The organism is Pseudomonas sp. MF6751 (genome assembly GCF_016613265.1).
Lineage (GTDB): Bacteria > Pseudomonadota > Gammaproteobacteria > Pseudomonadales > Pseudomonadaceae > Aquipseudomonas > Aquipseudomonas fluorescens_BV.
This window is the reverse complement of record NZ_JAENSV010000011.1, coordinates 82,481-103,675: the sequence shown is the minus strand read 5'-3', so window position 1 is coordinate 103,675 and position 21,195 is coordinate 82,481. Positions and strand designations below refer to the sequence as shown.

Here is a 21,195-nt window from a genome sequence, read left to right as displayed (position 1 = left end):
GATTATTTTTTGAGGACTAAGTAGTTCTCAATTTTTCTTACGATGTGGCTCAGCCAAAGCGGCCCTGATGCCCACTCGTGCGGATAGTAATAATAGCAATACTGTTTGTGTAGCAGGTTCTCCAAAAGATTTGATTCGTTTGTATAGTGTTTGATCAATTCTAGAATTTCTTCTTTTACGGTGATGATTACATCCGTAGAGGAGTCCAGTAGAAAAGCATCAATGACCTCGTCAGCTGTGGCGTGCTCATCTACCCAGTCTTGATGGAAGTAAGCTCCAAAAAATTGCTGAAGTTCAGTTAGTTGGTTGTTCATTTTTCTATTGGGTATCCTGTCAGTAAAAGGTAGCCGTCGGGCATTTTTGGTTTTCGAATTAAAACTAGCATAAACTTATAAACAGGTATGGATTCTGTGGTGCCTCTTATAACGCTCAAGCCTACGGGTTGGCTCGAATGTTCTCTGATAATATGCTTGTCCTTTGTTCCTTGTAGGAATTTGGATATTTCCTGACTATGCGAAGCCAAACTTTTGGATACAAGTTCTTCTGCGTCTTCTAAAGTTTTGAACGTAGACGCTGCAGGTATATGTGGCTCCGCCTCAAGCCGTTCTACCAATTGATAGTCAGTCCGCTCTACGTGTTTCTTAATCAGATGTCCGCCTGCTTTTTCATGCCCGTCTAGTACGCTGCTGGGTATTTTTTTTGCTGGAGCGCCGACTTTTGAGTCAGGACAAATTCCAACTTTACAGCTCAGCCCTAAGGGATCTACCCACCCCGTAGGATTGGCCACATACCGGTACCCATTGATCCCACCCGCCAGCTTCACTGGATCTGGCGTCAAGTAACGACCAATATCCGGATTGTAGTAGCGATGGCGGTTGTAGTGCAGGCCGCTTTCCTGATCGAAATACTGCCCTTGAAACCGCAGTGGGTTGTCGACTTTGCCCACGTCGAGCCGGGCGATCTGGCCGTAGGCGCGGTAGTGGGCGGACCAGACGATTTCGCCTTCGGGGCTGGTCAGTTCCTGCGGGGTGCCGAGGTGGTCGAGTTGGTAGTGGTAGGGCGTGGTTTCTTTTGGGCCGAAACCTTCCAACAGGGCCAATGGGCGGAAGCTGTCGGGTTCGTAGAGATAGCTGCGATGGTGCTCTGCATGGTGTTCGGCAATCAGCTTGTCGCCTTGCCAGAAAAACTCTGTGGTCTTGCCGTCCACAGTCTTGCTGATGCGCCGCCCAAACGGGTCATAGCGATAGCTGGCGGTTTCGCCGTTCGGTTTTGTGAGGCTGATTAACCGATGCTGGCAGTCGTAGCGATACTCAGTGACGAGTTGCTGGCCCTTGCCGCGGCGTTCGCGGATGAGGTTGCCGAAGGCGTCGTAGTCGTAATGGCGGTCGCCCTGGATCATCAGACGATTCGCCGCGACGATGTCCGGGCCGGGGCGGTCTTGCATCAGCAGGTTGCCGGCCGGGTTGTGGGCGAAGCGTTCCTGGACGTCCTGGGAGTGATCGGCGCGGGTCAGGCGGTTTAGCGGGTCGTAGCGGTAAAGGTGTTCGCCTTTGCGGGTGTCGAGCAGGCGGGTGAGGTTGCCGGTTTTGTCGTAGTCATATTGGCGTTGGTAGAAATAGTTTTGCTGCTGCGTAACGGCGTGGGCGTGCAGACGATTCTGGTCGTCGTAGTGGTAGTGGTTGAGGAGTTGGCCTTGCTGGCGTTGGTGTTCTCGGCCGCTCTTGAATAGATGCGAGGTAAGCACTTCACCGTTGAGTTCGACGGTAGCGAGGTGGCCGCCTTTGTCGTGGGTGAAGGTGACGCGGTTATTGTCCGGCAGGCACAGGGTTTTCAGTTGCCCGCAGGCGTCGTAGCCGTAGCGCAGGGTGCCCCAGCCCTGGTGTTCGGCGGTGAGGCGGTTTTGGCGGTCGTATTCGTAGGCCAGCGCCCAGTGACCGTCTTCGACGCTGAGGAGGTTGCCTTGGCGGTCGTAGGCATAGTCGACAACGCTGGCATCGGACAGGGTTTTTCGGACGAGGCGACCGGCGTGGTCGCGCTCGTAGCGGGTGATTAGCTGACTGTTATCGTCGCCGTATTCGGTCTTCTCCAGCAGGTTGCCGTTGAGGTCGTAGACGTAGGCGGTGCGCTGGCCGTCGAAGCCGGTTTCCTGGCGGATCAGGCCGTTGGGGTGGTAGTCGAGTTGGTAGGTTTCGCCGGCTTCGTTTTCGATCTCGGTGAGCAGCAGCCGGGCGTTGTCGTAGCGGTACTTGACCTGGGTGCCGTCGGCGTTGATGCGGCGACTGATCAGGTGCAGGCCGTCGGCATATTCGTAGCGGGTGACGTGGCCGAGTTCGTCGCGTTCGGCGATGATTTTGCCGTAGGGGTTGTAGCTGAATTCCCTACAACCATCGCCTGGCAATACAAGACGAATCAACCTGCCGACGCAGTCCCAGTGATACTGCGTCAGCGCACCATGCTCATCCTCACAGGCAACTTGCCGTCCCAGATCGTCATAGCGATAACGCTTGATCCCGCCATTGGGCAATTGCTCCTCAAGCAACTGCCCCCGTTCATTCCACACCAGTCGATGGCAACTGTGATCCGGATACCAAATCCCGGTCAGTTGCCCGTGCTTGTTGTAGCTGTAGTCAGTAACCTCACCATCGGGATCGGTCCTACGCGTAACATCGCCTTGCTCATTACGCTCGTATTTCCAGACCGCCTCCCCACGCCTGACAACCCGTACAAAACCGTTGTCATGCTCGTAGGACGTTGGCTCATCATCCCCCGGAAACAGTGCCACCAAGCGTCCGGCGTCGTCATATTGATAGGCCGTCACCGCGCCCATCGGGTCTTGCTCGACGGTCAGCCGACCTTTGTCATCGTAAGATTTGTAATGCTGAGCGCCGTCCGGATCGATGCGCTGCACCAAGCGCGCCCGGTCGTCATGGACATAGACTTCCTGGCTACCATCGGCGTTATGCACGGTGACACGCCCGTCATCCCCCCAGGCATAGCGCGTGTCCATCTGCGAAAAACTCGCCCAATGCCGAACGCAGCGCGCCGCCTTGCCCGCGTGTTCCCATTCCCAAAAGAAACTCGCGCCACCGGCCAGTTGGCGTTCAAGAATGACGTGCTGATCGTCGTACCGATAACGCTCGCTTTCACCGACGGCATTGGTCGCACACACCAGTCGTCCAGCTTCGTCATAGGCGTAGGAAACGATGTTCTGCTCGGTTTCCCAAACGTAGGGCTCACGCCCTTTGGCGCGATGAACCTGGTAGTCCACCGCGACGATGCGGTCCAGCTCATAGCGCAGTAGTAGCGAACGACCAGCACCGTTATCCAGCCGCTCAATCCGCCCGGAACGATCACGGCAAAGGCGCAGCCGGTTGTCATACGCATCGCTGATGGTTGTCAGCACACCGTCGCGAAAGTGGTAGAAACGCGACGCCTGGGCCAGCACCAGTTCATCAGGCGCCGAACCCAAGTAGATCGCCGCTTCCGCCAGGCTATTGGTGATCGCGGGCCGAGAATCGGTGGGCAAGGGCAGGGTAGTCGAGCGGTTCTCATGGTCAGTCCACACCACCGAATCGCCCGACACCACCAGCCGATGAGCCAGCCCATGACTCCAGCCAAACCCCAACCCACAATCCACATCCACCGCAGTGGTGCGATACAGCCGCGTCCACGCAAACGGCAAAATCCCATCCAGCGCGCCATCGGTGAGGGTCAGCAATTCCTCGCCGGTGACCATCGACACCGGGCAGCCGTTGGTAACGGTCTTGTCCGCTGGCGCCGCCGCATCGCCTTTAGGATTTGAAGCCACCGCCGGCACATCATCCACACGCTCTTTCTGCGTCAGCACTACGTTCTGCCGCGCTCGCCAGCGCATCTGCACCGTGCCTTGCTTCAGCCCTCCCACCAACCCGCGAACCGCCACCGCTTTGTAGCGGTCCACCGCCCGCATGAACGTTGTGAGGATCGTCAGCACACCGGTCACGAAACCCACGGCTGACTGAAGAATCCCTGCGCCGTACTTGACCAGGCGCATACTCAAATACGCTACGCCCGCTGCCGGCAGCGCGATGGTCAACACCACGCCAATCACCAGGTCAATCAGCAGCGATACCATAAAACCGGCGGCCGCTTGCGCAACTTCACTAGGCGGTAACGCCTCCAGCCAGATCATGGCGGTGCGCAGTAACAGGTACAGTGCCGCCTCATCACTGGCCAGCAACATCGCCTGTTCCATGACCTTGGGCGCATCGGTGGCGATTTGCGCCAACTTCGCCGCCTCGCTACCCAGTTGCTCGACGAACTTGAGCGGGTCTTCAAGAATCGCCTGCACCTGCTTGATGCTGTCCCACACGTCACGGATCGCTGCCCAACTGCCGGCGAGCACGCCGTTGCCTATTGCGCTGGCGGGGGATTGCTGCCAATGCGGCTTGAAGCCTTGCCACTGCTCGCGCAGCCATTGCTCCAGATCCGCAGTCAGCCCGGCATAGGAAGCAAACAAGGCATCGACTTGCTGCGCTGAAACACCGCCCTGAACCCTTACCTGATAGCGCCCGCCGGCGGCGCATTCGTGGAAACCGTCGCCGTGCTCGTCGAGCAGGATGACCCTGGAGCTGCCGTCATCCAGCCCGATCACTTCAACCGGAATATTGCCGATCGCCACGTCGTACGCTGACTCGAACCTGCTCTGGATCTTCAGCACACCCCCTGCCGGACAGCGGGCCACGGTGGAAAAGTCCGCATCGCCAAGACCGACCGACTGCTGTGCATCCCCAACCCGCAACACCCGATCCATACCCAGCAACGAAGGCATGTCCGCCGCATGACTGACCGTATCCAGCGCACGCGAATACCAGGCGCCCATCTGCTGGCGGTACTCCACCAGGCTCTGATGGAAACCATCCAGCTCGTGTTCGATAAAGGTAATGTGGGCTGCTTGGGTCATACGCGGCGGCTCCCCAAGGGGGGCGGCCAGGTAACCAAGGCACTAACAGGAAAAACCATCTGCAATCCCTCGCACTGTTTGATCAGGCGAGGGACTTTGCAGCGGTGGAAAGCGGAGGGGAGTAGAGCTTATCCGGCTGTTACGTGGGACGTTTCAGCAACCTTGTCGCGCAGTACCAGGCTGCACAGCGCCGGCAGGAACAACAGCGTCAACACCGTGCCCACCAGCACACCGCCAATCAGCACATAAGCCAGCGACGACCAGAACACCGAGAGCGTCAACGGAATAAACGCCAGCGCCGCCGCCAGTGCGGTCAGGATCACCGGGCGGGCACGCCGCACGGTGGCTTCGATAATGGCCTCGCGAATCGCCATGCCGTGGTCCTGGTTCTGGCGGATCTGGTCGGTGAAGATCAGCGTATTGCGCATCAGAATGCCGCCGATGCCAATCAGGCCCAGGATCGCGTTGAAGCCGAACGGCTGGTTGAACAGCAACAAAGTCGGCACTGCACCAATCAGGCCCAAAGGCGCGGTAGCGAACACCATGAACATCACGCCGAACGAGCGCACCTGGAACATGATCACCGTGAGGGTCAGCAGGATCATGATCGGAAACAGCGCCGCCAGGGCCACGTTGGCCTTGGCGCTTTCCTCAACCGGGCCGCCGATGTCGATTTTGTAACCGCTGGGCAGCTTGGCGATCAGCGGTTGCAGGTCTTTGTACACAGCCATTTCCACATCGGGCGGTTGTACGCCGTCGATGATGTCGGCGCGTACCTCCACGGTGGTGGCGCGGTCACGGCGCTTGAGGATCGGTTCTTCCATCACCGCCTGAAAATGCCCGACCTGGGCCAGCGGTACCGACGTACCGGCGCTGTTGGTCAGCGTCATGTTGTTGAGGTTGGCCAGGTCTTCGCGTTGGCTGCCTTGGGCGCGGGCCACCACTGAGACGGTGCGGTTGCCTTCGCGAACTTCGGTGATCGGGTTGCCGCTGAGCAGGGCGTTGAGTTGGGACTTGACCTCGTCGGGGGTAAAACCCAGCAAGCGCAAGCGATCCTGGTCCAGCACCAGGCGATAACCGCTTGCACGCTCGCCCCATTCTAGGAAGGTGTCTCTGGTCAGCGTGTTGCCGGCCACGACCTGGCGCACCTCTTCAGACAGCCCGCGCAGCACATTCAGATCCGGCCCGGAGACGCGAAACACCACCGGGAACGGCACCGGCGGGCCGAAGACGAGCTGCGTGACCCGTACCCGCGCCGACGGAAATTCGCCCGCCGCAATGCGCTCGCGCATCCGCAGTTTCAGCGCGTCGCGGGCGTGGGAATCCGGGGTTTGCACAATCAGCTTGGCAAATGCCGGGTCGGGCATTTCAGGGTTCAACGACAGGAAAAACCGCGGTGCACCGCCGCCCACATAGGTGTCGACCATGCTGGTCTGCGGCTCTTGCAACAGCGCCTTCTCCACCTGCGCCGCCACGGCTTCGGTGCTTTTGAACGCACTGCCGGGTGGCATATACACTTCCAGAATCAGTTCCGAGCGGTCGGAATCCGGGAAGAATTGTTTCTTCACCACCGCCATACCCAGGCCGCACACCACGAACGCGGCCACCACCAGCCCGGTCACCAGCCAGCGCCCGCGCACGCAGGCCTCCACCAGGCTGCGCAGTTTCTGGTAGTAGCGCCCGGCATAAATCGCATCATGCCCGCCGGGCACTGGCTTGATGTGCGGCAACAACTTCACGCCCAGGTAAGGCGTGAACACCACGGCCACCAGCCAGGATGAAATCAGGGCGAAACCCACGATCCAGAAGATATTGCCGGCGTATTCACCCGCCCCGGAACGCGCAAACCCAACCGGCAGAAAACCGATGATGGTGACCAGGGTGCCGGTCAGCATCGGCGCCGCTGTTGAGCTCCAGGCGTAGGTGGCCGCGTGGATGCGGTCAAAGCCTTCTTCGAGTTTGACCACCATCATTTCGATGGCAATGATCGCGTCGTCCACCAACAGGCCCAGGGAGATGATCAATGCGCCGAGGGTCACGCGATCGAATTCACGGCCGGTGACCAGCATGATCACGAACACGATCGACAGCGTAAGCGGCACGGCCGCCGCCACCACCAGCCCCACGCGAAAGCCCAGGGCCAATAGGCTGATCAGCATCACCACCGCCAGGGCCACGAAGAATTTGAGCATGAACTCGTTGACCGCCAGGCTGATGTTTTTCGCCTGGTCGGAGACTTTGGCGAAGTTCACGCCCAGGGGCAGGTCGGCCTGGATTCTGGCTTCCTGGGCCTGCAGGCTCTTGTCCAGTTCCAGGCCGTTCCAGTGCTTCTCCATGATCACGCCCAGCATCAACGCCGGGTCGCCCTGATGGCGGATGCGATAACTGGGCGGGTCTTCATAACCCCGGCTCACGGTGGCCACATCGGCGATGCGCAATACGCGGCCATTGACTTGCAGGGGCACGTTTTCGATCAGCGCGAGGCTGTCGAACGCGCCGTCGATGCGGATATAAGCGCGGGCGCCTGCCGTTTCGACGAAGCCTGAGGGCGCCACGGCATTTTGTGCGGCGAGGGCGGCGAAGATCTGTTCGGGCTTGATGCCCAGGGTTGCCAGGCGCTCATAGGAAAACTCTACAAACACGCGCTGGGCCTGCTCGCCAAGGATATTGACCTTCTTCACCCCTGGCAGGTTGAGCAAACCCTGGCGCAGCTCCTCGGCCATTTGCACTTGTTGGCGATGGGGCAGGTGTTCGGCTTCCAGGGCGTACAAGGCAAAGTACACGTCGGAATATTCATCGTTGAAAAAAGGCCCGATCACGCCCTTGGGCATGCGCGTGGCTTCGTCGCTGAGTTTTTTGCGGGTCTGGTAGAACAGCTCCTGAATCTCGCTCGGGCGTGTGGACTCCAGGAAGGTCATGCGCATCGACACGAAGCCTGGCTGGGCGATGGTCTCGACGCGGTCGTAGTAGTCCAGTTCCTGCAGGCGCTTTTCCAGGCGGTCGGCTACTTGCTCCTGCATCTCCTGGGCGGTGGCGCCGGGCCAGGCGGCGGTGATGGTCATGACCTTGACGGTAAACGAAGGGTCTTCGGCGCGCCCCAGCTTACCGAACGCGAAGACCCCGGCGACGAGGATCGCAATCAGCAAGAACAAGGTGACGGCGCGGTGCTTGACGGCCAGTTCGGAGAGGTTGATCCCGCGCATACTCATTGATCCTGCTGACGGTTGAGGGCCAGCGCCTGGGCGGGCAGCAAGCGCACCGTATCGCCGCTGTGCAGCAGGTGAGCGCCGAGGGCGACGATGGTTTGGCCGGGTGTTACGCCGCTGTCGAGCAAGGCGTCTTCCTGGCCGAGGCTGGCGACCTTCACCGGGGCGAAGCTGATCTTTTGATCATCGCCAATCAGCCAGACGCCCGTGCCTTGCCCCGCATCCTGCAAGGCGCCAATCGGCACGCGGGTTTGCAGGGGCTGGCCGTTGCCTTGCAGGCGCACGGTGATGGTGGAGCCGAGGGCGAAACGCTCGACCGAACCCTGCAGCACGTAACGTGCGCGGTAGGTGCGGGTGACCGGGTCGGCGCTGGCGGACAGTTCGCGCAGGGTGGCGGTCACGGCCTGGTCCGCTGCGCCAAAGGGCAACGCCAGGGCTTTTTGCGCGGCCAGGTCACGCCGGTTCTCCGGCAGGTTGACGATGGCTTCGCGGGCGCCGTCATGGGCCAGGCGCGCCACGATTTGCCCTTCGGCCACCACTTGGCCGCGATCGGCCAGCACGTCGGTGATGATGCCGTCGCCATCGGCCTTGAGTACCGAATAAGTGCGACGGTTTTCGATCTGGCTGGCATCCGATTGCGCCGCGGCCAGTTCGGCCTGGGCGACGCGCAGGTTGGTGGCCGACTGGTCGAAGATCTGACGCGACACTGCGCCGGTGCTGGCCAGGCGCTGGTAACGGTTTTCATCGTCACGACGCTGGCGCAGTTGGGCCTGGGCGGCGTTGACGCGGTTCTTGGCCGAGCGCAGCGCCAGTTCGAAGTCGCCGATGTCCAGCACCAACAGGGTGTCACCACGGGAGACGTGCTGGCCGGGGTCGACCTTGCGCTCGATCACCTTGCCGCTGACCCGAAAGCCCAGGTTGCTTTCAGTGCGTGCGGCCACCACGCCGGTGTAAGCACTTTGCTGGGTGCCGGCGGCTTCGACCTTGGCGGCGAGTACCGGGCGCGGCACTGGCACCTGGGCGGTATCGGCCTTGCTGTTGCAGCCATTGAGGAACATCAACAGAGCCAGGGGCGTGAGAAGACGCAGGGGGAGAGGGGGCATGGCGAACTCCAGGGTGACCATAGTTCAAAAAATTACGGTCGTAATTTTCTGCTTATATTATGGTTGAAATATAAATTAATCCAGCCCTCGGATAATCCCGGTCATTCAGGCGCAGGTCCCCGTGTGAGAGCGGGCTTGCTCGCGAAGAGGCCGGGTCAGCAATATTGGTGCTGACTGACCCATCGCTTTCGCGAGCAAGCCCGCTCCCACAGGTTAAAGCAGCGTTCTATATGTAGAACGATCAGGGCCAATTTTGCCGTCTAGTGCTCAGAGGTGAGGCGAATTAAGCTGTGCTCACTTTGGAGGTACACCATGAAAAAGCTGATTGGTATCTACACCAGCCCCCGCGCCCACTGGGTCGGCGACGGCTTCCCTGTACGCACGCTGTTTTCCTACGACACCATGGGCAAGCACATCAGCCCATTCCTGTTGCTGGATCACGCAGGTCCAGCCGAATTCACCCCGACTGAACAACGTCGCGGCGTTGGCCAGCATCCGCATCGCGGTTTTGAAACCGTGACCATCGTCTACGACGGCGAAGTCGAGCACCGCGATTCCACCGGTGCCGGCGGCAAAATCGGCCCGGGCGATGTGCAATGGATGACCGCAGCCAAAGGGATCCTGCACGAAGAGTTTCACTCCCAAGACTTCGCCCGTAGTGGCGGCGCACTGGAGATGGTGCAACTGTGGGTCAACCTGCCGGCCAAGGACAAAATGGCGGATGCCGGTTACCAGACCATCGTCGATGGCGACATTCCGGTGCTGCCATTGGCAAACGACGCCGGTCACCTGCGCCTGATTGCCGGGGAATTTGCCGGTACTCAAGGCCCGGCCCGCACCTTCACGCCGATAGACGTATGGGACTTGCGCCTCAACGCCGGTAAAGCGGTCACGCTGGACCTGCACGCCGGGCGTAACACCGCCTTGGTGGTGCTCAGCGGCACGTTGTTGATCAACGGCGACGAGGTCGCACGCCAGGGGCAATTGGCGCTGTTCGAGCGCGACGGTAAGCAACTGACCCTGGAGTCCAACGACGACGCCAAGGTGCTGCTGCTCAGCGGCGAACCCATCGACGAGCCCATCGTCGGCCACGGTCCGTTCGTGATGAACACCGAGCAGGAGATTCACCAGGCATTTGCCGACTTCCAGTCGGGCAAATTCGGGCAGATGCACGCCTGACGGTTCACCGCAGCCGCCTGTGGGAGCTGGCTTGCCTGCGATAGCATCACCCTGGTGTAGCTGATACACCGCGGTGTTTGCATCGCAGGCAAGCCAGCTCCTACATTTTGTTTCCAGGGTTCTGATTTCATGCGATCTTCTCGGCATTCGCCCTGGAGTCGCCTGGATGCCCTCATTTATCGCTGATCACCCGATGCTGTGCGCCGTGGCGTTGATCCTGATCGACATCGCCGTGTGGCGCCTTATTTCCCCCAACCTGGCCAACTGGAAACTCGCAGCGCGGCTGGTGATTTTCGCGGTATTCAGTGCCGTGTTGTTCAACGACGGCATGAACCCCATGCAAGCGGCGCCCTATGCCGATGACACCACCTTGCATCTGGCCGCCACGGCGTTGCAGATCGGCTGGTGGCTGTTTGCGGCGCGCACGCTCACGGTGTTGCTCGGCGCGGTGATGATGCAGCGGGTCGGCCATACCGGGCGTTTGTTGCAGGACCTGATGGGCGCAGTGATTTTCCTGATCGCGATCATCGCCGCCATGGCCTACGTGCTCGACCTGCCGGTCAAGGGCGTGCTGGCCACCTCCGGTGCCGTGGCGATCATCGTCGGCCTGGCCTTGCAAAGCACCCTGAGCGATGTGTTTTCCGGGATCGTCCTCAATACCACCAAGCCTTACCAGATCGATGACTGGATCTCCATCGACGGCACCGAAGGCCGCGTCACCGACATCGACTGGCGCGCCACGCGCCTGCAAACCTCCCAGGGCAGCCTGGCGGTGATCCCCAACTCCCTGGCGGCCAAGGCCAAGATCATCAACTTCTCGCGCCCGGCGGACATGTTCGGCCTGGCGGTCAGCCTGCAAGTCAGCCCCCATGCGCGCCCGCAAACCGTGATCGAAGCGCTGGAGCGTGCGATGCAGGGCTGCCGGCCGTTGCTGGCCCAGCCGGCGCCCAGCGTCGCGTTCAAGGCGTCCACCGGCAGTGGCGTGGAATATGAGATCAGCGGCTTCGTGCCGGCCATGGGCCTCAAGCGCGAAACCCGCAACCAGCTTTACGACCTGGCCTACCGGCATTTGCAGGCGGCGGGCGTGGGGCTGTTGTCCGCCACCGAAGGCAGCACGCCGCCTGCGGTGTCTGGCGCCCGGGCATTGCTGGAGCGCTCGTCGATCTTCTCCACTTTGCGTCAGGAAGAAAAAGACACCTTCAGCCAGAACATGACCCTGCACACCTACCGCGCCGGTGAGATGATCCTGGCGGCGGGGGAGGTCAGCGATCACCTGTTCATCATCGAGTCCGGCGTGGTCTCGGTGCTGTTGATCAAGGACGGGCACAAGTTCGAGGCTGGGCGCATGGGCCCTGGGGAGGTGATCGGTGAGTCCGGCATCCTCTCCGACCAGGCGGCGCTGGCGGATTTTTCGGCCAAGACCTACTGCACGCTCTACCGCATCGAAAATGAATACCTCAAGCCGTGCCTGGACGCCCGGCATGATATCGGCGAAGCCATGAAGGCGCTGCTGGACTTCCGCCGCCATGCCGCCCAGGCCCTGACCGAAGACGCGCCCGTGGTACCGGTCAAGAAGGGCTTCATCCAATGGCTGAGGAACCGTGGCCTGTAGATTGGTCACCTGTTCTTCGCCCGGATTGGCTATTTCTCCAGGACGCCGGGGTGACTAACCTGCTCACCAATCCCACTGTCCTGGAGCAACACCATGCAAACCCGTACCGATTTCTACACCGCTTCCCCAGACGCCATGAAAGCTATGCTCGCCCTGGAAGCGGCGGTCGGCAAACTCTCCATTGAACTGCCACTGCTGGAGCTGGTGCGCCTGCGCGTCTCGCAAATCAACGGCTGCGCGTTCTGCCTGGACATGCACACCGCCGATGCACGCAAGGGCGGTGAAACCGAGCGGCGCCTGTACACCGTGTCGGCCTGGCGTGAAACCCCGTTCTTCACGCCGCGCGAGCGTGCTGCCCTGGCCTGGGCCGAAAGCCTGACCTTGCTCAGCCAGACCCACACCCCCGACGAAGACTTCAACGCCCTGGCTGCGGAGTTCAGCCCACAGGAACAAGTCGACCTGAGCGTCGCCATCGCCACCATCAACAGCTGGAACCGCCTGGCGGTGGGCTTTCGCAAGATGCCCAAGTAACGATCGGAGAGTTGCTGCTTTTTGTGGCGAGGGAGCTTGCTCCCGCTCGACAGCGAAGCTGGAGCCGGTTTTTTGGGGGCGCTTCGCACCCCAGCGGGAGCAAGCTCCCTCGCCACAGAGTCGCAGGTTCAGAAATTTACTGAAGCACTCAGGCGCGCCGTCAACGGTGCGCCCTGGAACAGGTAGTCATCGCCCATATACTCGCCCGCGTCGCGCCAGTAGCGCTTGTCGAACAGGTTATCGACGCTCAGGCGAAACACGGTCTCGTAGCCATCGACCTTGGTGGTGTAGCGGCTACCGACGTTGACCACCGCGTAGTCGCCCACTTCTACGTTGCCGGTGCGATTGGCAGACTTCTTGGCGCTGTATTGCACGCCGCCCAATACCGCCAGGCCGTTGACCCAGGGCAGGGCATAGTCGGCGTACACGCTGGCGCGCAGCTTGGGCACGTTGATTGCCTGGTGGCCTTCGTATTCCGGCGTGCCGCTGCCGCTCACCCGCGCTCGGATCGCGGCCACGCTGGTGGCGATCTGCAGACGGTCGGTGGCCCAGCCGTTGGCGGACAATTCAATGCCGGTGTTTTTTTGCTGGCCCTGCTGCACGTAGTTGAACGTGTCACCTTCGGGCTTGGCGTACTGGTAAGCCTGGCGCGTCTGGAATACGGCGGCGGCGAAGCTGATACGGCGCCAGTCGTATTTCACCCCGGCTTCGATCTGGCGCGAGACGGTGGGAGCGAGTGTTTCATCGGCATTGTTTGCAAACCACGGCGCGGTGCCGCCCAGGGACAGGCCCTTGCTGTAGCTGGTGTACAGCGAAACGTTGTCCACCGGCTTGTAGATCAACGAGGCCTGGGGCAGGAACACGTACTGTTGGGTGTGGCGCGTCTGGTTGCCGGTGACGCTGTCGAAGGCTTTTTCGTCCAGGCGCACTTCACGGCCACCGAGGATGGTTTGCCAGTGCTCGTTGAAGCGGATGCGGTCGGTGACGAACAGCCCGTACTGGCGGCTGTCGAGGTTGCGGTGGCTGTCGTTCAACGGCTTGTCGGTCGGGGGAAAGCTCGGCACCTCTTCGTTGATATTGGCGGTGCCGATGAATTCGTTGACCGACTTGCGTTTGTCGATCACCCGGCGAAACGCGCTGCTGCCAAAGGTCAGTTCATGGCCGATGCCGGCGGTGTCGAAGAGGCCGGTCATGGCCGCCTGGATTTCATCGTCGCGGCGAGTGTCGTCCGGGCTGCGGTAATCGTAGACGTCGTAGTTGCCTTCGGGGCTGAAGTAGTTCGGCACGCTTGCGGAACTGCAACTGGCCGAACCATAGCAACCCCAGGCAAACGAACTGTAGTCATCAATCACCACCTTGCTACGCGCTGCGCTGACACTGCCTTTCCACTGATCGCTGAAACGGTATTCAAACTTGCCGTTGAGGTTCAGTGAATCAATCCCCACCTGCTTGCCGCCGGTCTGGTGCCCCAGCAGCTTCTTCGGTGAAGCGCCGTGGGGCACTTCGGTGCCCCCCAACAGTTGATACCCCGGTACCGAACGCTGTTGCTTGTTCTGGTACTCGGCGTCCAGTTGCAGCACGGCGTCGGGGCTGATGTTCCAGTCAAAGGCCAGGGACACGAAATCGCGCTGGCCGTTGGCGTGTTCCACATAGGAATTGAGGTCTTCATGGGCGACGTTGGCGCGCAGGCCGAACTGCTGCTCGCTGCCAAACCAGCCGCCGACATCGGTGGCGATGTAACCACTGCCGCGATCATCGGTGGACACCGTCACCGAGCGCACATCCTGGGGGCGTTTGGTCACGTAGTTGATCACGCCACTGGGCTCGGAAATGCCGCTCTGCAAACCCGCCAGGCCCTTGAGCACTTCCACCTGCTGCTTGTTTTCCAGCGCGACGTTCTGCTCGCCGGTAATGGTGCGCCCATTGATCTTGTAACTGCTGGCCGCGTTCAGCGAAAAGCCACGCACCACGAAATTCTCGTAATAACCGATAGGCGCATAACTGTCGCCAACCGAGGCATCGTTGCGCAGCACTTCACTGAGCAAGCGTGCCTGCTGGTCCTTGATCAGCGCGGCGTTGATCACGGTGATCGAGGCGGGGGTGTCCAACAGCGGCGCTTCATCAAAGCCGCCCACCGACGCGGTTTCACTGCGGTAGCCCGACTCATCCTGGCCCTGGACCTTTACCGTCGGCAACTCGATCTCGGCGGCCAGGCTGCTGCCGATGCCGCCACTGAGCAACAGGCCGAGGGCGAAACGTGAAGTGACGACGGGGCGAAAACGCAAAACCATGGGTAAAGGCCTTAAAGCGCTGGGCGGGGGGCGCCTAAGCTAGGCATAAGCGCGGCCTTTTACAAGCTTTCGCGCAAGGTTCGCACGGCGAGACAACCCGTCTCAGCTCCGATGCCGATCCTGTTGCGGCTCGACAGCCAGGCGCCGGCTTGCGATAGACAAGGCTCCCCTCATCGTTTCAGGAGATTGTCATGGGTATCGCAGGTAAAGTCGCGCTGGTCACCGGCGCCGGGCAGGGCATAGGCCGAGCTATTGCCATGCGCCTTGCACAGGACGGCGCCGATGTCGCGTTGGTGGACATTGACGGCGCCAAGCTCAACGCCGTGGCCGCCGAAATCGTCGCCACCGGCCGCAAAGCCTCTGTGTTCATCGCTGATGTATCCAGGCGCGAACAGGTGACGGCTGCGGTCGAGCATGCCCACCAGACGCTGGGCGGATTCGACATCATCGTCAATAACGCCGGAGTGGCGCAGATCGACTCATTGCTCGATGTCAGCCCGCAGCAGGTCGAGCGCACCCTGGATATCAACGTCAAGGGCGTGCTTTGGGGGATCCAGGCGGCCGCCAACATGTTCAAGGCGCTCAAGCAGAAGGGCAAAATCATCAATGCTTGTTCAATCGCAGGGCATGAAGCCTTTGCGCTGTTAGGGGTCTACTCGGCGAGCAAATTCGCGGTGCGCGCCTTGACCCAGGCGGCGGCCAAGGAACTGGCGAGCGCGGGGATTACGGTAAACGCCTATTGCCCCGGTGTGGTGGGCACCGATATGTGGGTTGAGATCGACAAGCGCATGGCCGAGATTACCGGGGCGCAGGTGGGGGCAACCTACAAGCAGTACGTGGATGGGATTGCCTTGGGCCGTGCGCAAACGCCGGAGGATGTGGCGGGGTTTGTGGCATTTCTGGCAGGCCCGGACGCAGACTATATGACCGGGCAGGCGCCGCTGATCGACGGTGGCCTGGTCTACCGCTGACAGCGTGGGTCGACTCGCCTGCGTGGGAGTCGACCCCTTGTATCAGTGGGTTTTGCCGGGCATATCAATACCCAGCTGGTTCACGCGTCGGTACAGGGTTGCCCTTGAAATCCCCAGGGCCTGTGCCGCAGGTGAGGGTTTCCAGCGATGGCGAATCAACGCATCCAGAACCATTTGACGCTCGGGGCTGGCGCTCTGTTCGGCCAGCCCTTGAGGCTGCTCGCCCCGGATATCAATCGGCAAATCCGCCACTTGCAGCGTAGTGCCTTCGCACACCGCACAGGCATACGCCAGCACATGCCGCAGTTGCCGCACATTGCCCGGCCACGCATAACCCAGCAGCAATTGCAGTGCGGCCTGGCCGATGCCCAACGACACGCCGCTGTTACGCGCCTCTTGCTCCAACAGCCGGTTGATCAGGGCCAGCTTATCGGTGCGTTCGCGCAACGGTGGCAGGCAGAAGCGCGCACAACCCAGGCGAAAGTACAGGTCTTCACGGAATCGGCCCGCGCTGACCAGCGCCGCCAAATCGCGGTGGCTGGCGCAGATCACCTGAATGTTCACCACGCGGGTTTTCGCTGCGCCCAATGGCGCGACTTCACCCTCGGCCAGCACCCGCAGCAACCGTGTCTGCAACGCCAGCGGCATATCGCCGATTTCGTCGAGGAACAACGTACCGCCGTCGGCTTGCAGTAGCAGCCCGCTCATGCCTTTGCTGGAGGCTCCGGTGAAGGCACCGGGGGAATAGCCGAACAGCTCGCTTTCAATCAGGCTTTCCGGAATCGCCGCGCAGTTCACCGCCACAAACGGCCCGTCCCGGCGCGCGCTGTGCTCATGCAACTGGCGGGCGAAGACTTCTTTGCCGACGCCGGTTTCACCTTGCACCAGCACGGGCAGGTTGCGGTCCTTGACCCGCGCAGCCAAGCGCAGGTGCTCCTGGATCCGCGGGTCGACTTGAGTCTCTGGCAGCGCCCGAACCGAGGGGCGTCGGGGTGCATTGACCCTCACGTGTACCGCGTCGGGCTTGCCCAGCCAGTGCAACTGCCGGGTTGACTGATCAGTGGCTGCATGCAATGCATCCACGTCGAACACTTCGCCGATATGCTCAGGCAGCTGGCCAAAGCGCAAGCGCAGGGCTTGACGCGCCTTGCTGTTCAAGGCGTGCAGACGTCCGTCCTGGTCCCAGGCCAGCAGCAGGTCGGGTTGGCTGTCGACAAAGCCTGGAGTGCTATGGGCTTGTAACACCCAGTGCTGCCGGGCGCTGTGCATGAAAAAAGCGTTTTCGATGGCCTGGGCGCTCTGCGCCACCATCTGCCGTATCAGGTGCTGGCTGCCGCGGTCATCCGGCGACTTGAGCGCCGAGACATCCAACACGCCCAGCAGGTGGCCCTGCGGATCGAAGATGGGCGCGGCGGAACACGTCAGGCCGATAAACGCTGCGCGAAAGTGATCACGCTTGTGCACCGTCACCGCTGTTTTACTGGTCAGCACCGTGGCCACGCCGCAGGTGCCTTCCTCGGCTTCCGACCAGCAGGTGCCCAGGTAAAGGCCGGCCTTGCGGCAGTCGGTGCGAATGTTCGCATCGACACGGTGATCGATGGTCTGGCCCTGGGCGTCGGTGAGCATCACGCAGTAGTCGGCATGGCGCACGCGATGGTGCAACTGTGCGACTTCTTCGCCGGCGATGCGCATGAACAGCTCGGCGCGCTCGCGGCATTCCTTGAGCAAGGGTTCGCTGAGGATACGTGGACCTTGCAGGGAGCCGGGGTCCAGGCGGTGTTGCTCCATGGACCGTCGCCACGAATCGAAGATCAGCGACGGCACGGGCGCCTGGGGCAGGCGCTCGGCATTGCGGACCACGCGGCTGACACAGTCGACATGCTCCCTGGAGTTCATGGCGAGCATAAAGCCTCCGGTTCTCAAGCTTTGTTGTTATGCGTGTCATTAAGCGCGCATGTGCGCCCACGGACAAGAGCACCCTGACCGGCGCCTGCATTGAGACGCTGCGTCTCATGCCGCTGAGACTCAAGGGTCGAACTGCGTGGTTGCGTCTCACATTTAGCCGACCACTTGCCTGGGCATCGCTGTGTGGCAGGGCTCTGGATCAAGGCTTTGCCAGGTTTTTTCGACGGTTGGCACAAGCTGTGCTGAACAGCTTGGCACTGGCCGCAGCCAGTCTTTTGTGCGTCGAGACAACCTGGAGAACAACAAGATGTCCACCCACCTGTGCACCGATCAGTTACTGCATGCCTACACCGTGATGCGCACCATCCGCGATTTCGAAGAACGCCTGCATGTGGAGTTCGCCACCGGCGAGATCCCCGGTTTCGTTCATCTGTATGCCGGCCAGGAAGCCTGCGCCGCTGGCGTCATGGCGCATCTCAATGACGATGATTGCATCGCGTCCAATCACCGCGGCCACGGACACTGCATCGCCAAGGGCGTCGACGTGTTCGGCATGATGGCCGAAATCTATGGCAAGAAAACCGGCGTGTGCGGCGGCAAAGGCGGCTCCATGCACATCGCCGACCAGGAGAAAGGCATGCTCGGCGCCAACGGCATTGTCGGTGCCGGCGCACCGTTGGCCGCGGGGGCGGGGCTGGCTGCCAAGCTCAAGGGGAGCCAGGGCGTGGCAGTGGCATTTTTTGGCGACGGTGGCTCCAACGAAGGTGCCGTGTTCGAAGCGATGAACCTGGCGTCGATCATGCAGCTGCCGTGTCTGTTTGTCGCCGAAAACAACGGTTATGCCGAGGCCACTGGCGCCGGTTGGTCGGTGGCATGCAAAGACATCGCCGAGCGCGCCGCCGGGTTTGGTATGCCGGGGGTGATCGTCGACGGCAATGATTTTTTCGCGGTGCATGAAGCGCTCGGCGTTGCTGTGGAGCGGGCGCGCCAAGGCGACGGGCCAACGCTGGTCGAGGTCAAGCTCAGCCGTTTCTACGGGCACTTCGAGGGCGATGCGCAAACCTATCGCGGCGCTGACGAAGTGAAAAACCTGCGCGAAAGCGCCGATTGCCTGGCCTTGTTCCGTCAGCGCTGCAATGCCGAAGGCTGGCTGGACGCAGCGCAGTTCGAGCGCATCGACGGTGAAGTGGCGCAGTTGATCGAAGACGCCGTACGCCTGGCCAAAACCGATCCCAAGCCCCAGGCCGCCGACCTGCTAAGCGACGTTTACGTGGCCTACCGCTGATACCAACCCTATAAAAACAAGACGTGGAGAGAATCTAATGGCTCGTAAAATCAGCTATCAGCAGGCGATCAATGAGGCCTTGGCCCAAGAGATGGGCCGTGACCAGAGCGTATTTATCATCGGTCAGGATGTGGCCGGTGGCACCGGTTCCCCCGGTGAGCAGGACGCATGGGGCGGCGTGCTCGGCGTGACCAAGGGCTTGCACCCGCAATTTCCCGGGCGCGTGCTGGACGCACCGTTGTCTGAGGTCGGCTACGTGGGCATGGCGGTGGGCGCCGCTACCCGTGGCATGCGCCCAGTGTGCGAATTGATGTTTGTCGACTTCATCGGCTGCTGCCTGGACCAACTGCTCAACCAGGCTGCCAAGTTCCGCTATATGTTTGGTGGCAAAACCACTACACCGCTGGTGATCCGTGCCATGTACGGTGCCGGTTTGCGGGCGGCTGCCCAGCATTCGCAAATGCTCACCTCCATGTGGACGCATATCCCCGGCCTCAAGGTGGTATGCCCGGCCACGCCCTACGACGCCAAGGGCATGTTGATCCAGGCAATCCGCGACAATGACCCGGTGATTTTCCTGGAGCACAAAATGCTCTACGGCATGCAGGGCGACGTACCGCAAGAGCTGTACACGGTCCCGTTTGGCGAAGCCAACTTTGTGCGTGAGGGCAAGGATGTGACGCTGGTGACCTACGGCCGCATGCTGCATATCGCCCTGGAGGCTGCGGCCAACCTGGCGCGTCAAGGCATTGATTGTGAAGTGCTGGACCTGCGCACCACCAGCCCGCTGGATGAAGACAGCATCCTTGAAAGCGTCGAGAAAACCGGGCGCCTGGTGGTGATCGACGAATCCAACCCGCGCTGCTCGGTCGCCACCGACATCAGTGCCCTGGTGGCCCAGCGGGGGTTCGCTTTCCTGCGCGCTCCCATCGAGATGGTCACCGCGCCGCACACCCCGGTGCCGTTTTCCGATGCACTGGAAGACCTGTACATCCCCAACGCCGCGAAGATCGAGGCCGCCGTGATGAAGATTGCCGACAAGAGGACCGTCGCATGATTCATACCCTGACCATGCCCAAATGGGGCCTGTCGATGACCGAGGGCCGCATCGATGTCTGGCTCAAACAACCCGGCGACCGAGTGGAAAAGGGCGAGGAAGTGCTGGACGTGGAGACCGACAAGATCTCCAGCAGTGTCGAGGCGCCTTTTAGCGGCGTGCTGCGTCGGGTACTGGCGCTCAGTGATGAAACCCTGCCGGTGGGCGCTCTACTGGGAATTGTGGTGGAGGGCGAGGCGACAGAGGCTCAGATCGATAGTGTGATCGAAAGCTTCAACGCCGGGTTCGTCTCCAGTGCCGCCGAAGCCGAAGAGGCCGGCCCCAGCGCACACAAAGTCGAGGTAGGCGGGCGCTTGCTGCGTTATCTGGACATCGGTGAGGGCGGCACGCCGCTGGTGTTGGTGCACGGCTTCGGGGGCGATCTGAACAACTGGCTGTTCAATCAACCGGCCCTGGCCGCCGAACGCCGGGTGATTGCCCTGGACCTGCCGGGGCACGGGGAGTCGGGCAAGTCTCTGCAAACGGGAGACGCTGCCGAACTCAGTCACGCCGTACTGGCATTGCTCGACCACCTGGCGCTCGACCGTGTGCATTTGGCCGGCCACTCCATGGGTGGGCTGGTGACCCTCACCGTCGCCAGCCTGGCGCCTGCACGTATCGCCTCCATCACCTTGATCGCCAGCGCCGGTCTGGGTGCCGATATCAACGGCGATTACCTGCGAGGTTTTGTCGAAGCCAACAACCGTAACGCGCTCAAGCCGCCATTGACTCAACTGTTCAGTAACCCTGCGCTGGTGACGCGGCAGATGCTGGAGGACATGCTCAAATTCAAGCGCCTGGAAGGGGTGGATCAAGCGTTGCGCCAGCTCGATCACAAGCTGTTCGATGGCGGGCGGCAGATGCTGGATCTTCGCAACGAGGTGGGCCGCCAGCCGAGCCTGGTGATCTGGGGCAGTGACGATGCGATCATCCCGGCAAGCCACGCCCAAGGGCTGCAGGCTCAGGTGCATGTATTGCCGGGGCAGGGGCATATGGTGCAGTTGGAGGCGGCGGAGCAGGTCAATCAACTGATCTCCACCTTTTTGAACGCGCAGCCCTGATTGAGGTTCAAGG

Annotated in this window: 13 protein-coding genes; 7 read left to right on the top strand and 6 right to left on the bottom strand. The window is 61.2% G+C overall.

The window, feature by feature from the left end:
- Nucleotides 1-2: 2 nt before the first annotated feature.
- From JJD66_RS12170 to JJD66_RS12155, 4 genes are all read right to left on the bottom strand, one after another.
- On the bottom strand, nucleotides 3-314 hold the full coding sequence (locus JJD66_RS12170; protein ID WP_105226597.1) for a contact-dependent growth inhibition system immunity protein: 312 nt from the start codon (nucleotides 312-314) through the stop codon (nucleotides 3-5).
- Nucleotides 311-4,942 carry an RHS repeat-associated core domain-containing protein gene (locus JJD66_RS12165; RefSeq protein WP_200648246.1) on the bottom strand — a complete coding sequence of 1,544 codons (4,632 nt, stop codon included), beginning with the start codon at nucleotides 4,940-4,942 and terminating at the stop codon, nucleotides 311-313. Before JJD66_RS12165 ends, JJD66_RS12170 begins: the two co-directional genes overlap by 4 nt.
- Nucleotides 4,943-5,070: 128 nt before the next feature.
- On the bottom strand, nucleotides 5,071-8,145 hold the full coding sequence (locus JJD66_RS12160) for an efflux RND transporter permease subunit (RefSeq protein ID WP_200648245.1): 3,075 nt from the start codon (nucleotides 8,143-8,145) through the stop codon (nucleotides 5,071-5,073).
- Nucleotides 8,146-8,147: 2 nt separating this feature from the next.
- Nucleotides 8,148-9,251, bottom strand: coding sequence for an efflux RND transporter periplasmic adaptor subunit (locus JJD66_RS12155; protein WP_198716255.1), 1,104 nt, complete (start codon nucleotides 9,249-9,251; stop codon nucleotides 8,148-8,150).
- 312 nt (nucleotides 9,252-9,563) lie between these two features.
- On the opposite strand from JJD66_RS12155, the gene JJD66_RS12150 reads away from it, so the two are divergent.
- From JJD66_RS12150 to JJD66_RS12140, 3 genes are all read left to right on the top strand, one after another.
- The gene (locus JJD66_RS12150) at nucleotides 9,564-10,430 is read left to right on the top strand and encodes a pirin family protein (protein ID WP_105226600.1); all 867 of its coding nucleotides are present in this window, start codon (nucleotides 9,564-9,566) and stop codon (nucleotides 10,428-10,430) included.
- Between the two features lie 166 nt (nucleotides 10,431-10,596).
- Nucleotides 10,597-12,042 (top strand): mechanosensitive ion channel family protein, encoded by a 1,446-nt coding sequence (locus JJD66_RS12145; RefSeq protein ID WP_034125785.1) that lies wholly within the window; start codon nucleotides 10,597-10,599, stop codon nucleotides 12,040-12,042.
- A 93-nt stretch (nucleotides 12,043-12,135) separates the two neighbouring features.
- A complete protein-coding gene (locus tag JJD66_RS12140) occupies nucleotides 12,136-12,573 on the top strand; it encodes a carboxymuconolactone decarboxylase family protein (protein WP_200648244.1) in 438 nt (145 codons plus the stop codon).
- Between the two features lie 128 nt (nucleotides 12,574-12,701).
- On the opposite strand, the gene JJD66_RS12135 is transcribed toward JJD66_RS12140, so the two are convergent.
- Entirely contained in the window at nucleotides 12,702-14,864 is a 2,163-nt protein-coding gene (locus JJD66_RS12135) for a TonB-dependent siderophore receptor (RefSeq protein WP_200648243.1), read from the bottom strand.
- 191 nt (nucleotides 14,865-15,055) lie between these two features.
- Between JJD66_RS12135 and JJD66_RS12130 the strand changes: the two genes are divergently transcribed.
- A complete protein-coding gene (locus JJD66_RS12130) occupies nucleotides 15,056-15,835 on the top strand; it encodes an acetoin reductase (RefSeq protein WP_200648242.1) in 780 nt (259 codons plus the stop codon).
- 42 nt (nucleotides 15,836-15,877) lie between these two features.
- On the opposite strand, the gene JJD66_RS12125 is transcribed toward JJD66_RS12130, so the two are convergent.
- Nucleotides 15,878-17,740, bottom strand: a complete 1,863-nt coding sequence (locus JJD66_RS12125) for a sigma-54-dependent Fis family transcriptional regulator (RefSeq protein WP_200648241.1) — start codon at nucleotides 17,738-17,740, stop codon at nucleotides 15,878-15,880.
- A gap of 307 nt (nucleotides 17,741-18,047) precedes the next feature.
- On the opposite strand from JJD66_RS12125, the gene JJD66_RS12120 reads away from it, so the two are divergent.
- The 3 genes from JJD66_RS12120 to JJD66_RS12110 are packed head-to-tail and all read left to right on the top strand — an operon-like array spanning nucleotide 18,048 to nucleotide 21,182.
- Nucleotides 18,048-19,025 (top strand): thiamine pyrophosphate-dependent dehydrogenase E1 component subunit alpha, encoded by a 978-nt coding sequence (locus JJD66_RS12120; RefSeq protein WP_200648240.1) that lies wholly within the window; start codon nucleotides 18,048-18,050, stop codon nucleotides 19,023-19,025.
- A gap of 37 nt (nucleotides 19,026-19,062) precedes the next feature.
- A complete protein-coding gene (locus JJD66_RS12115) occupies nucleotides 19,063-20,082 on the top strand; it encodes an alpha-ketoacid dehydrogenase subunit beta (protein ID WP_200648239.1) in 1,020 nt (339 codons plus the stop codon).
- Nucleotides 20,079-21,182 (top strand): acetoin dehydrogenase dihydrolipoyllysine-residue acetyltransferase subunit, encoded by a 1,104-nt coding sequence (locus tag JJD66_RS12110; protein WP_200648238.1) that lies wholly within the window; start codon nucleotides 20,079-20,081, stop codon nucleotides 21,180-21,182. Before JJD66_RS12115 ends, JJD66_RS12110 begins: the two co-directional genes overlap by 4 nt.
- The last annotated feature ends 13 nt before the right edge of the window (nucleotides 21,183-21,195 follow it).

Coding starts and splice junctions, on each gene's coding strand:
- JJD66_RS12110 (WP_200648238.1), top strand. CDS start 20,079: ATGATTCATACCCTGACCATGCCCAAATGGGGCCTGTCGATGACCGAG.
- JJD66_RS12115 (WP_200648239.1), top strand. CDS start 19,063: ATGGCTCGTAAAATCAGCTATCAGCAGGCGATCAATGAGGCCTTGGCC.
- JJD66_RS12155 (WP_198716255.1), bottom strand. CDS start 9,251: ATGCCCCCTCTCCCCCTGCGTCTTCTCACGCCCCTGGCTCTGTTGATG.
- JJD66_RS12170 (WP_105226597.1), bottom strand. CDS start 314: ATGAACAACCAACTAACTGAACTTCAGCAATTTTTTGGAGCTTACTTC.
- JJD66_RS12135 (WP_200648243.1), bottom strand. CDS start 14,864: ATGGTTTTGCGTTTTCGCCCCGTCGTCACTTCACGTTTCGCCCTCGGC.
- JJD66_RS12160 (WP_200648245.1), bottom strand. CDS start 8,145: ATGCGCGGGATCAACCTCTCCGAACTGGCCGTCAAGCACCGCGCCGTC.
- JJD66_RS12150 (WP_105226600.1), top strand. CDS start 9,564: ATGAAAAAGCTGATTGGTATCTACACCAGCCCCCGCGCCCACTGGGTC.
- JJD66_RS12120 (WP_200648240.1), top strand. CDS start 18,048: ATGTCCACCCACCTGTGCACCGATCAGTTACTGCATGCCTACACCGTG.
- JJD66_RS12140 (WP_200648244.1), top strand. CDS start 12,136: ATGCAAACCCGTACCGATTTCTACACCGCTTCCCCAGACGCCATGAAA.
- JJD66_RS12125 (WP_200648241.1), bottom strand. CDS start 17,740: ATGCTCGCCATGAACTCCAGGGAGCATGTCGACTGTGTCAGCCGCGTG.
- JJD66_RS12130 (WP_200648242.1), top strand. CDS start 15,056: ATGGGTATCGCAGGTAAAGTCGCGCTGGTCACCGGCGCCGGGCAGGGC.
- JJD66_RS12145 (WP_034125785.1), top strand. CDS start 10,597: ATGCCCTCATTTATCGCTGATCACCCGATGCTGTGCGCCGTGGCGTTG.
- JJD66_RS12165 (WP_200648246.1), bottom strand. CDS start 4,942: ATGACCCAAGCAGCCCACATTACCTTTATCGAACACGAGCTGGATGGT.